This is a genomic window from Flavobacterium sp. 2, assembly GCF_049949195.1.
Taxonomy (GTDB): Bacteria; Bacteroidota; Bacteroidia; order Flavobacteriales; family Flavobacteriaceae; genus Flavobacterium.
The window spans coordinates 1,986,506-2,001,856 of sequence record NZ_CP188206.1 but is presented as its reverse complement, the minus strand read 5'-3'; the positions used below and the strand labels follow the sequence as shown (position 1 = coordinate 2,001,856).

The window sequence follows — 15,351 nt, the reverse complement described above, 5'->3', positions numbered from 1 at the left end:
ACTTTAAGACATTAAGACTCAATTATGAATTTAAATCAAATACAAAACGTTTATTTTATTGGTATTGGAGGCATCGGAATGAGTGCACTGGCCCGCTATTTCAAATATATCGGAAAACAGGTTTCAGGTTACGATAAAACGCCGTCAATGCTAACAAGTGAATTAATTGAAAGTGGTATAGATATTCATTTTGAAGATAATATTAATCTAATTCCGACTGATTATTTTGTAGAAAATACATTGGTGATTTTTACGCCTGCTGTTCCAAAATCACATTCAGAGTGGAATTATTTTATAGAAAGAAATTTCGAAATTAAAAAGCGTGCCGAGGTTTTAGGAATTATTACCAAAGACACTTTTAGTTTCGCAGTGGCAGGAACGCACGGAAAAACAACAACGTCAAGTATTCTGGGGCATATTTTATATGAAAGCGGTGCTGATGTTACAGCATTTGTGGGCGGAATTGTAGAAAACTATAATTCAAATTTAATTGGAACCGGAAAAACGGTAACAGTTGTTGAGGCTGATGAATTTGATAGATCGTTCTTACATTTGCATCCAAATATTGCCTGCATAACTTCAATGGATGCAGATCATTTGGATATTTATGGAACAAGTGATGCTATTGAGGATTCTTTTAGAGAATTTGCTTCAAAAGTAGAAGATAAAAACAATCTTTTTATAACGAAAGAATTGCCGTTGGAAGGCGTTCAGTGCGCTATAAATGAAGATGCAGTTTATAAGGCTTACAATGTTCGAATTGAAGATGGAAGTTATGTTTTTGATGTTCAGACACCATCAGAAATCATAAAAGATCTTCATTTTGGATTGCCTGGAAAACACAATTTAATGAATGGACTGATGGCTATTGCGATGGCTAAAACGTACGGCACCCCGACCGACGCTATTGCAAAAGCCATTGCTTCATTCAGAGGGATCAGAAGACGTTTTTCTTATCAGATTAAATCGGATAAGTTAGTTTATATAGATGATTATGCGCATCATCCAACAGAAATTAATGCTGTTCATCAGGCAGTTAGAGAATTGTATCCAGGAAAGAAAGTTCTGGCGATTTTCCAGCCGCATTTATTCAGCAGAACAAAAGATTTTGTGGATGGATTCGCAGAAAGTTTGTCAAAATTTGACGAAGTATTTTTAATGGACATTTATCCGGCAAGAGAACTTCCAATGGAAGGAGTGACTTCAGAATGGCTGTTGGGCAAGATGACAAATTCGAACAAACAAATTGTTGCAAAAGAGGATTTATTGGCAAAAATAAAAGCTAGTGATGCGCCAATAATTGTAACAATAGGAGCAGGTGATATTGGAGAAATGGTACCGTCAATTAAACAAATATTAAATGAAAATATTTAATTGGACAAATATTAGATTAGTACTTATTTTCGGACTAGTTCTTTTTCTATATTCCTTCGCGCAACATCGAAATGGAGATAGAAAATTGAAGAAATCTATGGTCGTTTTTGTAGGAGAAAATGCGCTTTTTGTGAAAGCAGAAACGGTTAATAAATTGTTGATAGAAAATAAAAGAGACGCTTCCAGTATTAGAAAAGATGAACTAGATTTGAATAAGATAGAAAAAACCCTTGATACGCAAGCGATGATTGAGAAGTCAGACGTTTTTGTAAGTATCGACGGCGTTCTAAAAGCGGTAGTAAAACAGAAGACACCAGTAGCGCGAGTTTACGATGGTGATCGTTCTTTTTATATTGACTATGAGGGAAATAAAATGCCCTTGTCAGACAATTTTACAGCGCGAGTTCCTCTTGTTTCGGGGGCAATAAATGAAAAAAATAACGAAGATTTAGCTGCTTTATTTCGCACAATTTATGACGATGCGTTTTTGAAAAAAAACATCATTGCAATACAAATTATGCCTAATGGCAGCCTAAAAATGTTTAATCGAAACTTTGATTATGTCATAGATTTTGGCAGAACGATGAATGTTGATAAAAAATTTAGAAACTATAAAGCGTTTTTTCAAAAAGCAGTTTTAGATAGTTCGTTATACAAATACAATAAGATTGACCTTAGGTTTACGGAACAAGTAGTTTGCACAAAATAATAGAAAATGGAAAAAGATAACATTGCAGTAGGTCTAGATATTGGAACGACAAAAATAGTTGCCATGATAGGCAAGAAGAACGAGTATGGCAAATTGGAAATTTTGGGTATTGGAAAATCCAAAAGTCTGGGGGTTGCAAGAGGAGTTGTAAACAACATCACGCAAACTATTCAGTCAATTCAGCAAGCAATACTTGAAGCAGAAAACAATTCAGGTTATAAAATTAAAGATGTTGTTGTGGGCATTGCCGGACAGCACATCAGAAGTATTCAACATACAGATTACATCAGCCGTAATAATCCAGAGGAAGTTATTGGCGAAAAAGATATTCAGCTTTTGATTGATCAGGTAAATAAACTGGCTATGTTGCCGGGTGAAGAAATTATTCACGTTTTGCCACAAGAATTTAAAATTGACGGACAATCTGAGATTAAAGAACCAATCGGAATGTACGGTGGAAGATTAGAATCTAGTTTTCACGTTGTAGTTGGTCAGGCATCTTCAATCAGAAATGTTGGAAGATGTATTCAGAGTTCAGGAATTGAGCTTTCAGGATTGACTTTGGAACCATTAGCTTCGGCAGATGCAGTTTTAAGTCAGGAAGAGAAAGAAGCGGGTGTTGCGTTAATTGATATTGGAGGCGGAACTACGGATTTGGCCATTTTTAAAGATGGAATTATTCGTCATACAGCAGTAATTCCTTTTGGAGGAAACGTAATTACAGATGATATTAAAGAAGGCTGTTCAATTATCGAAAAACAGGCTGAACTTTTAAAAATAAAATTCGGATCAGCTTGGCCGGGAGAAAATAAAGACAACGAAATTGTTTCTATTCCTGGTTTAAGAGGAAGAGAACCAAAAGAGATTTCGCTTAAAAACCTTTCAAAAATTATTCACGCACGTGTGGTGGAAATTATAGAGCAGGTTTTTGCTGAAATTAAAGCTTACGGACACGAAGATCCTCGCAAAAAATTGATTGCAGGAATTGTTCTTACAGGTGGTGGCGCTCAGCTAAAACATATTAAACAATTAGTAGAGTATATTACCGGAATGGATACAAGAATTGGATATCCAAATGAGCATTTAGCCGGAAATTCAAGCGAAGAAATTTCTAGCCCATTGTTTGCAACAGCTGTTGGTTTAGTAATGAACAGTATCGAAAACAGTACTCAAAGTGCTGTTCGAATGGAAATTGTAAATGAGCAACCAAAGGTTGTTTACAGAAATGCTCCAGTTCAGCAACAGCCACCAGTACAGCAGCGATACGAAGTAGAAGAAAATTACGTTGAAAGAGTAGAAACTATTGAAGAACCAAGAGAAACAAGAACAAATAAAGTAGAAGCAGAATCTACAGAAACCAAAATTAGGAGATCATTTTTTGACAGATACGTCGATAAAATCAAAGATTTTTTAGACAACGCTGAATAAATATAAGCCGAATAGAGAAAAGAGAAAAGGATTACTTTTTGCCCCAAGTCAAGAAGTAAAAAATGTACTAAATAAGAATTAAAAAACCAAAAAGATGATGAGCAACTCAGAATTTGGAAGCATTTCATTTGATTTGCCAAAAAACCAATCAAATGTAATCAAAGTAATAGGTGTAGGTGGAGGAGGTAGCAATGCTATCAACCATATGTTTAAACAAGGTATTAAAGGCGTTGATTTCATCGTTTGTAATACCGATTCACAAGCACTGCAGAACAGTTCGGTGCCTAACAAAATTCAGTTAGGTATGAATTTGACAGAAGGTCTTGGAGCAGGTGCAAATCCTGACGTTGGACAGCAGTCTGCTATTGAAAGTATTGCCGATATCGAAAAAATGTTAGACCGTGGTACCAAGATGGTATTTATTACCGCTGGTATGGGTGGTGGTACTGGTACAGGTGCTGCTCCGGTTATCGCGCAATTAGCAAAAGAAAGAGAAATCTTAACAGTGGGTATCGTGACAATTCCGTTTCAGTTTGAAGGGAAAGTACGTCAGGAGCAAGCGCTTTTAGGAATCGAAAAATTACGTAAGCAAGTTGACTCTTTGATCGTAATTAACAATAATAAATTAAGAGAAGTTTACGGAAATTTAGGTTTCAAAGCTGGATTCTCTAAAGCAGATGAAGTTTTGGCAACTGCCTCTAGAGGTATTGCTGAAGTAATTACGCACCACTATACTCAAAATATCGATTTACGCGATGCTAAAACAGTTTTGGCAAACAGCGGAACGGCTATTATGGGATCTGCGGTGTCAGAAGGTGAAAACAGAGCAAAAGATGCGATTGTATCGGCATTGGATTCTCCGTTGTTAAACGATAATAAAATTACAGGAGCCAAAAACGTATTGTTGCTTATCGTTTCTGGATCTAATGAAATAACGCTTGATGAAATCGGAGAGATCAACGATCATATTCAGGCTGAGGCAGGTTACAACGCCAATATTATTATGGGAGTTGGTGAAGACGAAGCTCTTGGTGAAGCTATTGCTGTAACTATTATTGCTACTGGTTTTGATGTTGAACAACAAAACGAAATCGTTAATACAGAGCCAAAGAAAATTATTCACACGTTAGAAGATGAGCAAAGAAGTGTTCATAATTTAACAAATAGACCACTTACTTCTTTTGATTTGAATGCTGAAACACCTACTGCAAAATCTGAGGATAAAGTTGTTTTTGATTTAATGGAAGATACGGTTGCTCCCGTAGCTCAAACTCCAGTTGCTCCAGTTACGCCGCCAACAATCAATCAGGAAGAATTGGTAGTGATGTCTGAGTTTATTAAAAATCTTGATGTGACTTTTGAAATCGTTTCTCCAATTACAGATATCGATTTTAAAATTTCTGCACCAGAAGTGCCAGCTTACCAAGAAGTAAAGCCAGTACAGCAAAGAACTTTTGAAAAAGAAGAACAAACGACTTTCTCATTTGATTTGCCTCTTTTTAGAAGTGAACCAGAAGTTAAAAAAGAACCAGTTGCTGAGCAGGAAACTAAAATCATGTTTGAGTTAACAAACGAAACTCGCAATATTAAAGTAAACGATCCGGTTTCATTTGTTCCGGTAACTGAACTTTCTGATAACGGTATCATCAAATATTCGTTAGAAGAATATATGGAAGTGGAAAATGAATTGACAGCTTCAAAACCAATTGAAAAAGTGGTTGAAGATGTAGTTCCAGAAGAATTAAACATTACTTTGAAGCCAAGAGTTGATTTTGCAAGCCAGCCTGATTTTACAACAACTGCAGAAGTTTCTCCAATGGAATTGACAATTGAAGAGACATTGCGTTTACGTGCCGAAGAAAGAAGAAAGAAACTAAAAGAATTTAATTATAAATTCCATAATAATGTTTCTAGAATTGATGAGTTGGAAAAAGAGCCAGCTTACAAAAGATTAGGAATCGATTTGTCGAATTCTCAGTCAAGTAACACCAATTCGAGAATTTCAGTTGGAACAGACAGTAACAACGATTTGCAATTGCGTTCAAATAATTCATTTTTGCATGACAATGTAGATTAGTTTTTAAAATCTTAATATTAGGATAGCCCGAAAATTCGATTTAATTTTCGGGTTATTTTTTTTATCTTCGCACAGAATTTAGAAATTTGACTTCCTAAATAGGTTTTTAAAGTGAATCTTATTATCAGTTCGAGCGAAGTCGAGAACAAATTCCAAATTAACATATCAATTAGTAAGCGTTGCTTATTCAAATAAAATAAAAGATGAGTTTACAGACACAAATCATGGAAGAAATTAAAACTGCCATGAAAGCAAAAGATACAGTAGCGTTAGAATCATTAAGAGCAATTAAATCGGAATTATTATTAGCTTCAACAGCTTCAGGATCTAAAGAAGATTTGTCAGAAGAGGATGAAATTAAATTACTTCAGAGATTAGTAAAAACTCGTAAAGAAAGTGCAAGAATCTTTACAGAACAAAACCGTCCAGATTTAGCTGAACCAGAATTAGCTCAGGTGGCAGTAATTGAGAAGTTTTTACCAGCTCAATTAAGCGAAGAAGAAGTAGAAGCTGTAATTGCAAAAATTATTGCTGAAACTGGAGCTTCTGGAATTGCTTCAATGGGTAAAGTTATGGGATTAGCATCTGCTCAATTAGGCGGAACTGCTGAAGGAAAAACCATTTCTACAATTGTGAAGAAATTACTTTCTTAAATAATTTATGATTTTAGTCCCGATAGCTATCGGGACTAAAATCATAAATCTAAAATAAAATTGACCTCGTAGTTCAACTGGATAGAATATCAGATTTCGGCTCTGAGGGTTGGGGGTTCGAACCCCTCCGGGGTCACTATAAAAAGCGCAAACTTTAATATTATAAGGTTAGCGCTTTTTTATTATGAAGTTGTCCAATATTTGTAGGGAAATCTCAAGCGTAAATAAATAACTGTTAATTACTTCTCAGTTTTCTTCTTGCAATTCTTAATCAGTACAAAAACCGAAAATAAAAAGACAACAATATAAACAACCGCCAAAGCAGGCTTCTCAAATTTTAGTGTTTCAAAGTCAAATTGCTTAAACAATACTACGCCTAAAATGATTGCGATAATCGAAAAAGTAAATCGTAATGCGCTTTTATTTTCCATATTTATGTTTGATTATGATTAGTAATTCTTTTCTGGTTATAAAGCTAATATAATAAAATATTTTAATTCCGTTTTCCTATTTTAGCAAAGTAGAGGACAATAAGTTCTTCTATCCCAAATCAAATTTAAAATATGTTTGTTTTCTTCTTTATCGGAATCTTGATTGCTTTAGTATTGGCAGTAATTGTATTCAGAATCATTGAACCCATTTATCTGTTGATGTTCAATAAACCCTTATTTTTATTTTGGTACCCAATTTTAAAACAAATTGATCCGAGAGATAAGACCATTTTAGGACGCGAGTTCCCGTATTATTTTAATTTATCGGATAAAAAGAAAAGGTATTTTGAACATCGGGTAGGGAATTTTATTGATCATTACAATTTTGAAGGAAAAGAAATCGAAGTCACTCAGGAGATGAAATTAATCATTGCAGGAACTTACGTAATGCTGACTTTCGGAATGCGAAATTACCTGCTTGAATTATTTGAAAATATTATTATTTACCCAACATCTTATTATTCTACAATTGGTCAGGCATATCACAAAGGAGAATATAATCCGCGGATGAAAGCCGTTGTTTTTTCATGGGAGGATTTTTTGAGCGGACACGAAACAAAAGACAATATTAATCTTGGGTTGCATGAATTTACTCATGTTTTGCATTTTTATTCCAGAAAAAGTTCAGATCCCGGAGCTGTGATTTTCTTTGATGAATTTACCGAAATCGAAAAGTATTTTGATGACCAATATTTAACGAATAAGCTTAAAGAAAGGAATTATTTTAGAGATTATGCCTATACCAATAAATTTGAGTTTTTGGCCGTTATTTTAGAGCATTTTTTTGAAACTCCGGAAATCTTTAAAAAAGAATTTCCAGAATTGTTTGAACGTGTCAAATTAATGATAAATTATACTGAAAATTGAGATGTAGAATAAGTTTAGGGATAATAAATGATTTCTCTTTTCCATACAGATACATAATTATCCCGGTCATTTGTTTCTATTTTTAAAATCCAATTTCCTTTTTTGTCAAAAACATAAGTGTCCTTATATTCTTTGTGGTCGTCTTTTACATGGCTTATAATATTGTTGTTTTCATCATAAGTATATCTGGCTTTAAAAATATTAGAGTAACCATCTTTTTTTGATCGTGATAGCGTTTCAGAAAAGTAGCTATCTTTTGTGTATTTTATAGAATCTTCTTGATGAAATTGCACTGCAGGATCCAAAAAATGTTTTTTTATTGCAATTTGTCGATTAGTTTCGTCGTATTGAACAAAACAAACATAATGTTCTCGGGCTTTCGATTTTAGTGTTTTTAATAGCTCTGATGGATTTTCTACATTGTAATAAAACGAATGAATTTCAAAGGTTTCATTTCCAGAAAAATATGATTTTTCAATTCGTCGGTTTTGTGTGTCATATTTAAATCTTCTTCCAAAACCTCTGTTTTTGTCTCGTATTTGAATAAGATTCTGGTTTTTGTCATAAGTGTAATCACTTTCACCAAAAATTCTTCCTTCGGGAATTTGAAAAATAATTTCTTTGGTTAAAAGTCTATTCACATTAAAAAAGTATTGACTATGCAATTTCCCTTTATAATTAGATAAAACTGCCGAAGTGTTATTCAAGTCGATGTTTTTTTCATTGCTTTCATACCTATCCATAAAAAGCTTGGCCGATTTTACTTTCCCTTTTAATTCGTAGCTTTTTAGTAAATAAAAATCGCCTTGATCTAATGTCATATTCGTTTTCCAATCTATAGGATTTTCATTGGAAATGGAGAAAAATATCGGAAAAAGGAAAAGTAAAAATAATCTCATTTTAAAAACAGTTTTAGTAAATCTAGGGAAGTTTTTGCTTTTATTTCTTCGAAAAAATATTCTCGACAACCCAAGCCGGACCAATTAATAAAAACTGAAGATCTTTTAAGAAAGAAGGTTTTTTGCCTTCAATATTGTGTCCGTAAAATTGCCCAATCCAAGCGATGACAAAAACACCAATGGAGAACATCCACAAAGGTACAAACTGACTGATATAATAATTTACAATTAGGCAAATTGCAGAAAAAACAGCAATTTTAACCGCCATTGCAATCGATAATCGAATGTAAAAGACAAGAACAAAAAGTAAAACTATAAAAGCCCAGTTTTCAATAATTGGCGCATTCAGTTTTAAAGTATTAGCGATAATTCCACTCGGAATACTCATTAATAAACCAACAATCGAAAAGAAAATTGCGGGAACGCAAATGTAATGTATCGCTTTGTTTTTAGGGTTTTGATGACTTACGGCATATTCAGCAAACCATTGATCTAATGTTCTCATTTTTTGTGGTTTTAAGGTTAGATGCGTAAATCTAATGAAATTTCTTTTAGGTTTTACCGTGTTGTATTTTCATTATTTCATCGACAATAGAAATGGCTTTTTCTAATGTAATTCCGTTTTCTTGGTCTATCGTCAAAGGATGATTTTCTTCAATCATTCTTATTTCAGGAATTAAATCTAAGCCTTGTTCAATTGCAATCGATTTTAAAGATAAAGTTTCACCGTAAGTAGGTACATTGGTTTGCATCCAACCAAAATAAGGTTCTTGATTTACTCGGTTTGGATCTTCCCATAAATCCATTCGTAAGCAGAAATTATCTTCACTTATCGTAGTCCATACATTAAAAACCAAATTTTCATGATAATCAGTTATCGGAATTGTCAATCTCCCTTGATGGAAAAAAAATTCTTCGTCTATATAGCACCAACTTCCTCCATATTCAATTCGTTTTTCTCTTTCTTTTGGCGGAATAGTAAAATAATAAGCAGGGAATTCGTTTCCAAAACACAAAGGCATTTGATTAAAAATTTCTCCGCAGCAGGAACATTTGTAGGTATACATTTTTTTAGTTTTTTAATAAACTTACGTTCTGATTGTATTGAAAAACATTATCCCAAAGTTCATCAATTGTGATAAGCGCTTCTTTAACCGGAATAACTTCCCACTTTCCATTATTTTCTACTCCAAGACCAATGCTTTTTAATTTTAATAAAGCATCGTTTACATCAAAATCCAAATCGGTTTTTAATTGAGTTTTAAACCAGGATTCTATTTGAGAGTCGAGTTCTTCTGCGCTTAATGGTTTGTCGCTTTTATGTAAAAACGAATAAGCCAAAATAGTTTCTTTCATTACTTCTTCTTCAGATGAATTCAAAAGCGAATAAAATGCGCCACTGTTGTTTCCGAGATTCTTGAAATACAAACTATCAGAAAGCATTTTAGAATATCGGATTTTTTTATTTATGAAATTATTGTATTGGCGGAAACAATAGGCAGACAAAATTCCTAGAGCAATTAATCCCTGATTTAGGGAAGTTTTGCTGTTCAATAAGTCAATGGTTTCGCCCGTTTCATACGCATTATACATGTTGATTAAAGCTGGAATAACTTTGGCACTTAATAGCGAAATTCCACCAAAAATCCCTGGAACCCAAAGCAGCATTTTATCTTTGACAGACATTTTCGGAATTGCATTTGGGAAAATCGTTTCAAGATCGTTTTTCGGAACACGTTTAAAGATTTTCAGTGCTATTGAACCCGGATCAATTGGCATTTTGCCTAATTTGACTTTCTTTTTATTTAGAAAATCTTCATCGCTGTAATTTAAATAAACTAAAACACGATCATAATATTCAATTTCGATTTCTTTTTTCCAGAAGAAATATTTTTTGACTTTTTCTTTTGCTTTATGATGCCCGCGCGCGTAAAGTTCAAAATCTTTAAAAGCATTAAAGTCTATAGAAAGATTTAATCCAATCAAATCCGAATCGTTGAATGCCTCGTCTAACGCTTTCTGATCAATTCTATAGTAATTTCCACGTTCTAAAACAGTAAGAAGTGTTTCTTTGAAAACCGAAAAATCACTTTTGCCAATAAATTGTTTGCGTTCTTTTTTGCTCAAATCGGGATCAAATAAAGCGTAATTCTGCTTTAAATTCCTGTTCAGATTAAAAGATTCGTAATGATAGTAATGCTCGATTATATCAAACAATTTCTTAAAGTCAGCTATTTTTTCCTGATCTTCAGAGAAAGCATTCATTTGCTGCTCTAATAAGAATTCTTTATTGAACGGAATATAATGTTCTAGGGTCATGTCGATTTTTGGGCTTTTATACGTGGCGTTTAAAGAACGCAAAAATACTGCCTGAAATCCGATTTCGAAAAAGTTTTTTGGTTAGTAACAGTATTTTAACTTCAAAGTTCGCGTTTTGCTGATTTCGCAGAAATTCTAAAAGTAAAAAAGTGAGATTTCGAAATCGGTTCCAGCGATTTCAAATCCCACTTTGTTTCAAAAAAAAGTGACAAAATTTACCCCCACCTTCCTTGCGGAAAATGTATTTTAATTTCTTATAGCATTAAAAATTATTCATCACAATTTTAACAATAAATAAAATAATGGCTATAGGTATTTATACCTGTTTTAGTGAATGTGTATGAATTATTAGTTTATAATACATTTTCCATTCAGCTGGAAAATGAAAAAATAAATCCCCGTTGCGTAAGCTTCAGGGATTTAGTCTCAAATAACCATTCATTTCTATCTTTAAATTAGAAAATAGAATTCTTTTAACTTATTTATATAATGTCTTTTGAAGTTTACTCTAATGATTTTTTTATAAGATGAGAAACAATATCTCCGTGAGCTTTTTCCATTGTTAAATAGTCTTTTTTGATATTATCCGCTTTGATTCCTTGTACAGCGCCTTTCACGCATTGACGAATATAATATTTTGAGACTCCATATTTTAAAAACAAAGCCTCTAGTATCGTAGAATTGTAGGAATTATAGTTTTTTGTCTTACTTTTGTCCATTGTCTAATTTGTTTTAAATCGTGAAACAAATATAGGTGATAATTTTCAACAAAATCAAATAATTTGAAAATAATTTCTTACATAAATGAGTAGTATTCTAGATAATATTAAGTGTTTGGCTGACAATGAAGGGATTGGAATAACAAAGCTAGAAGAAAAAATTGGTGCAAGCAAAGGCGTTCTATCTCGCGCTATTGCCAAAAAAAGTGACATACAAGCAAAATGGATTTCAAAGATTGTTGAAATATATCCACAATATAGCTGCGAATGGTTGATAAGAAATGAAGGTCCTATGTTGCGCCGAACAGCAAATTTACAATCAGAATCTTCAGATTACGATTTTTCGTCACATTATAAAGACCTCGCCGATTCCCGAAAAGAAACTATCGAAAGCCTTAAAAAGGAAATTATGTATTTAGAGGATAAAATGGCTGTTTATAGTAGAAAGGAAGAGTAATCCTATTTTATAGCTAAAACTATACTGAATATTGTTTTCTGTTCAAAATCTATTTCTTCATAATAAAAAGTAGGAGAATTTACTTAAATAAAAATTTCAATTTTGAAAGTTTTTATTTAACTTTAAATTACTCAAATCTAGACGGTTATGGTAGTGGAAGTTTTTAAAACAAATGTTCAGAAAGAGGCAGATAAAAATTATGTTATTGCTGTTATTCAGACTCAGTTTCCAGATTACAAAATCAATTTTGATCTGGAGGATTGCGATAAGATATTAAGGGTTGAAGGTGTTGATCTTGAATGTGATAATATAATTGATTATGTGCATTGTTTGGGTTATACTTGTGTGAGGTTAGAATAGAATGTAGAGAATGGAAAAGCTTGGGTCTCTTCTAGGTATTATTTTTTACATTTGTGTTCTATGAAAAAAGCTTTCCAACTCTTCGATTTTACACAAAAAGTCAATTACAAAAACGAAATTTTAGCAGGTTTAACTGTCGCCATGACCATGATTCCAGAGTCACTGTCATTTGCTATTTTGGCTGGATTTCCGCCTTTGGTTGGTTTGTATGCGGCTTTTATTGCCGGGTTGGTAACGGCTATTTTTGGCGGAAGACCTGGAATGATTTCGGGTGGGGCGGGAGCAACTGTAATTGTTTTGATTGCCTTAATGAAATCGCATGGAATTGAATATGTTTTTGCTGCTGTCGCATTGGGCGGTGTCGTTCAAATTTGTGTTGGACTTTTTAAGCTTGGAAAATTTATTCGGCTAGTGCCACAGCCTGTGATGTTTGGTTTTGTAAACGGTTTGGCGGTAGTGATTTTTATGTCGCAACTGGAACAGTTTAAAACCATTATCAACGGTCAGGTTTCCTGGCTTGAGGGAACGCCTCTTTATATTATGCTAGGATTAGTTGCGCTGACAATTGCTATTGTTTTGGTTTTTCCTAAAATCACAAAAACGGTTCCGGCTTCTTTGGTTGCTATTATGGTGGTTTTTGCATTGGTGATTGTTTTTAATATAGAAACCAAAACGGTTGAAGATATTGCTTCTGTTCAAGGCGGATTTCCTCCTTTCCATATTCCGAATATTCCGCTTTCGTTTGAGACTTTTAAAATCATATTTCCGTATTCGGTTATTGTTGCGGCAGTTGGTTTGACGGAAGGTTTACTGACGCTTAATTTAGTGGATGAAATCACCGGAACCCGTGGAAACAGCAATCGTGAATGTATTGCACAAGGAAGTTCAAACATATTAAATGGTTTCTTCTACGGCATGGGAGGTTGTCCAATGATTGCACAAACTTTGGTAAATCTTGGCGCAGGTTCACGTGCCCGACTTTCGGGAATTATTGCCGCGTTGACTATTTTGATTATTATACTTTTTGGCGCACCAGTAATTGGGAAATTGCCAATGGCTGCATTAGTTGGTGTAATGATGATGGTGGCCATTACCACTTTTGAATGGGCAAGTTTCAGGATTATCAACAAAATGCCAAGACACGATATTTTTGTGGGGATTTTGGTTGCTGTAATTACAATTGTGCTTCATAATCTGGCTTTGGCTGTCTTGATTGGCGTAATTATTTCGGCTTTAGTTTTTGCCTGGGAAAGCGCCAAAAGAATCCGTGCCAGAAATTATATTGATGAAAACGGAATAAAACATTACGAGATTTATGGCCCGTTATTTTTTGGATCGATAACTGCTTTTATGGAAAAATTTGATATTCAAAATGACCCAAATCATGTGATTATTGATTTTAAGGAGAGTCGGGTTTCAGATATGTCGGCAATTGAAGCGCTGAACAATTTGACTAAAAAATATAATCAAGTGAATAAAACTATAGAACTACAGCATTTAAGTGCAGACTGCCGTCAATTACTTAAAAACGCTGATGCGGTGATAAATGTAAATGTGATTGAAGATCCAACTTATAAAGTTGTGTCTTAATAATTTTTGATAGTAAATTAATTTATCCGTTTCGGTTTTCGATAGAGATGCATTGCAGAGTGTCTTATGTATGCAGAATATAATAACAAACCCGACAGGTTTTCAAGACCTGTCAGGGTTATTATTATTTAATAATATTTTAAATTATCAAATAGGCATATTGTCTAATTAACTAAAGCTGATTTTACATCACTCAGTTTTCCGTCAATTTCGCCAATTTGCAATCCTAAAATATGCGCTATTAAAGGATAAACGGAAACATTCTGGAATGTTTTTACTTTCTTGTTTACTTTAAAAGCTGGCCCTTTTGCATAAAAAATGGCGTGCATATCTTTTTCAGTATTGTCATAACCATGTGTTCCGCCTTTTATGTTTTGGCTTTCTTTTGAGACCAAACTCCAGCCTTTATCAGCTTCAATAACAAAATCATGAACACGCGGATTGGTTCCGTAATGCAGTCTTTTTGGGACTTCAGTTGATTTCCAAAAATGAATATGAGGAACTTTTTTTAAAGCATTTGCAATCGAATCCTGAAATCCAGCTTTTGCCTGCAAACTCATAATTGGATTAATTACATCTTTATAACCTAGCCACTCTGGTTTTAGATAATCCAGAACCGCAACTTTTTTATCGTTGCTTATATCGGCCATTCCATGGTCAGAAACAATGATCAAATTGATTTGTTTTCCGATTGGCAATTGATCCAGTTTTCGGGATATTTCTCCCATAATTGAATCCATTTTAATGACCATTTTTTTATTTTCTGGCGAAAGCGGACCAAAATTATGTCCCGTATGATCTGGTTCGTCAAAATATAAAGTAATCAAATGTGGTCTTTGTTTCTCAGGAAGTTGTAACCATTTCATAACAGTATCAATTCTAGCTTCGTATGGGGTTTTATTGTCGTATTTTTTATAAATACTTGGATTCCTATTATCAATATCAGAACCAGGCCAAAAGAAAGAAGCCGTTTTTACGCCTTGTTGTTCCGCTAAATTCCAAATCGGATTTCCGCCATAAAATCTAGAATCATTTTTTGCATCAGATGATAATGAAAAAGATTCATTCAGAGCTGAATCATAAAAAACATTATTAATAATTCCGTGATGATCCGGATAAAGGCCTGTAACGATAGAATAATGATTTGGGAAAGTTTTGCTCGGATAAGATGGTTTCATGGATTTTGCATGAACGCCTTCTTTTTCAATTTGCTTCAGATTTGGAAGATTGAATTGTTTTTGATAATCCCAGCGAAATCCATCCATTGAAACTAAAACGATGTAAGTATCTTTATTGGTTTGGGCTTGTGAAAAAGTAGTAAGAAGTAAGAATGTAAAAGATAGAAGCTGAGTTGTGAATTTTCTCATTTTGCAATTTTAAATAGAACTGCAAAGGTAGAGATAACAGA

Annotated in this window: 15 protein-coding genes and 1 tRNA gene; 10 read left to right on the top strand and 6 right to left on the bottom strand. The window is 33.6% G+C overall.

The genetic code is table 11. The features are described from left to right. Window positions 1–24 precede the first annotated feature (24 nt). The 7 genes from murC (at window position 25) to ACNFIH_RS08520 (ending at window position 7,599) form a co-directional block, all read left to right on the top strand. Window positions 25–1,374 carry a UDP-N-acetylmuramate--L-alanine ligase gene (gene murC, locus ACNFIH_RS08550; RefSeq protein WP_426486291.1) on the top strand — a complete coding sequence of 450 codons (1,350 nt, stop codon included), beginning with the start codon at window positions 25–27 and terminating at the stop codon, window positions 1,372–1,374. Then, window positions 1,361–2,083: a cell division protein FtsQ/DivIB gene (locus ACNFIH_RS08545; protein WP_426486290.1), complete on the top strand. Its 723-nt coding sequence runs from the start codon at window positions 1,361–1,363 to the stop codon at window positions 2,081–2,083. Before murC ends, ACNFIH_RS08545 begins: the two co-directional genes overlap by 14 nt. Before the next feature lie 6 nt (window positions 2,084–2,089). Next, a complete protein-coding gene (gene ftsA / locus ACNFIH_RS08540; RefSeq protein WP_035651770.1) occupies window positions 2,090–3,511 on the top strand; it encodes a cell division protein FtsA in 1,422 nt (473 codons plus the stop codon). A 94-nt stretch (window positions 3,512–3,605) separates the two neighbouring features. Then, window positions 3,606–5,588, top strand: a complete 1,983-nt coding sequence (gene ftsZ, locus ACNFIH_RS08535; protein ID WP_426486289.1) for a cell division protein FtsZ — start codon at window positions 3,606–3,608, stop codon at window positions 5,586–5,588. Between the two features lie 203 nt (window positions 5,589–5,791). After that, window positions 5,792–6,241 carry a GatB/YqeY domain-containing protein gene (locus ACNFIH_RS08530; protein ID WP_426486288.1) on the top strand — a complete coding sequence of 150 codons (450 nt, stop codon included), beginning with the start codon at window positions 5,792–5,794 and terminating at the stop codon, window positions 6,239–6,241. A 62-nt stretch (window positions 6,242–6,303) separates the two neighbouring features. After that, window positions 6,304–6,377 (top strand) — tRNA-Arg (locus ACNFIH_RS08525). Between the two features lie 427 nt (window positions 6,378–6,804). Continuing rightward, window positions 6,805–7,599, top strand: a complete 795-nt coding sequence (locus ACNFIH_RS08520) for a zinc-dependent peptidase (protein WP_426486287.1) — start codon at window positions 6,805–6,807, stop codon at window positions 7,597–7,599. Window positions 7,600–7,613: 14 nt separating this feature from the next. On the opposite strand, the gene ACNFIH_RS08515 is transcribed toward ACNFIH_RS08520, so the two are convergent. The 5 genes from ACNFIH_RS08515 to ACNFIH_RS08495 all read right to left on the bottom strand — a co-directional run bounded on the left by ACNFIH_RS08515 (window position 7,614) and on the right by ACNFIH_RS08495 (window position 11,536). Next, window positions 7,614–8,498 (bottom strand): hypothetical protein, encoded by an 885-nt coding sequence (locus ACNFIH_RS08515; protein WP_426486286.1) that lies wholly within the window; start codon window positions 8,496–8,498, stop codon window positions 7,614–7,616. Between the two features lie 40 nt (window positions 8,499–8,538). Next, window positions 8,539–9,003: a DUF962 domain-containing protein gene (locus ACNFIH_RS08510; RefSeq protein ID WP_426486285.1), complete on the bottom strand. Its 465-nt coding sequence runs from the start codon at window positions 9,001–9,003 to the stop codon at window positions 8,539–8,541. 46 nt (window positions 9,004–9,049) lie between these two features. Next, window positions 9,050–9,565 carry a DUF2199 domain-containing protein gene (locus ACNFIH_RS08505; protein ID WP_426486284.1) on the bottom strand — a complete coding sequence of 172 codons (516 nt, stop codon included), beginning with the start codon at window positions 9,563–9,565 and terminating at the stop codon, window positions 9,050–9,052. A gap of 4 nt (window positions 9,566–9,569) precedes the next feature. Then, window positions 9,570–10,817: a DUF3754 domain-containing protein gene (locus ACNFIH_RS08500; protein WP_426486283.1), complete on the bottom strand. Its 1,248-nt coding sequence runs from the start codon at window positions 10,815–10,817 to the stop codon at window positions 9,570–9,572. A 503-nt stretch (window positions 10,818–11,320) separates the two neighbouring features. Continuing rightward, window positions 11,321–11,536, bottom strand: coding sequence for a hypothetical protein (locus ACNFIH_RS08495; RefSeq protein ID WP_426486282.1), 216 nt, complete (start codon window positions 11,534–11,536; stop codon window positions 11,321–11,323). 85 nt (window positions 11,537–11,621) lie between these two features. On the opposite strand from ACNFIH_RS08495, the gene ACNFIH_RS08490 reads away from it, so the two are divergent. The 3 genes from ACNFIH_RS08490 (at window position 11,622) to ACNFIH_RS08480 (ending at window position 13,943) form a co-directional block, all read left to right on the top strand. Further along, window positions 11,622–11,993, top strand: coding sequence for a hypothetical protein (locus tag ACNFIH_RS08490; protein WP_426486281.1), 372 nt, complete (start codon window positions 11,622–11,624; stop codon window positions 11,991–11,993). Between the two features lie 147 nt (window positions 11,994–12,140). After that, on the top strand, window positions 12,141–12,353 hold the full coding sequence (locus ACNFIH_RS08485; RefSeq protein WP_142450545.1) for a hypothetical protein: 213 nt from the start codon (window positions 12,141–12,143) through the stop codon (window positions 12,351–12,353). Between the two features lie 60 nt (window positions 12,354–12,413). Then, window positions 12,414–13,943: a SulP family inorganic anion transporter gene (locus tag ACNFIH_RS08480; protein ID WP_426486280.1), complete on the top strand. Its 1,530-nt coding sequence runs from the start codon at window positions 12,414–12,416 to the stop codon at window positions 13,941–13,943. 164 nt (window positions 13,944–14,107) lie between these two features. Here ACNFIH_RS08480 and ACNFIH_RS08475 read toward each other — a convergent pair whose 3' ends face one another. Continuing rightward, window positions 14,108–15,310, bottom strand: coding sequence for an ectonucleotide pyrophosphatase/phosphodiesterase (locus tag ACNFIH_RS08475; protein ID WP_426486279.1), 1,203 nt, complete (start codon window positions 15,308–15,310; stop codon window positions 14,108–14,110). Window positions 15,311–15,351 lie beyond the last annotated feature (41 nt).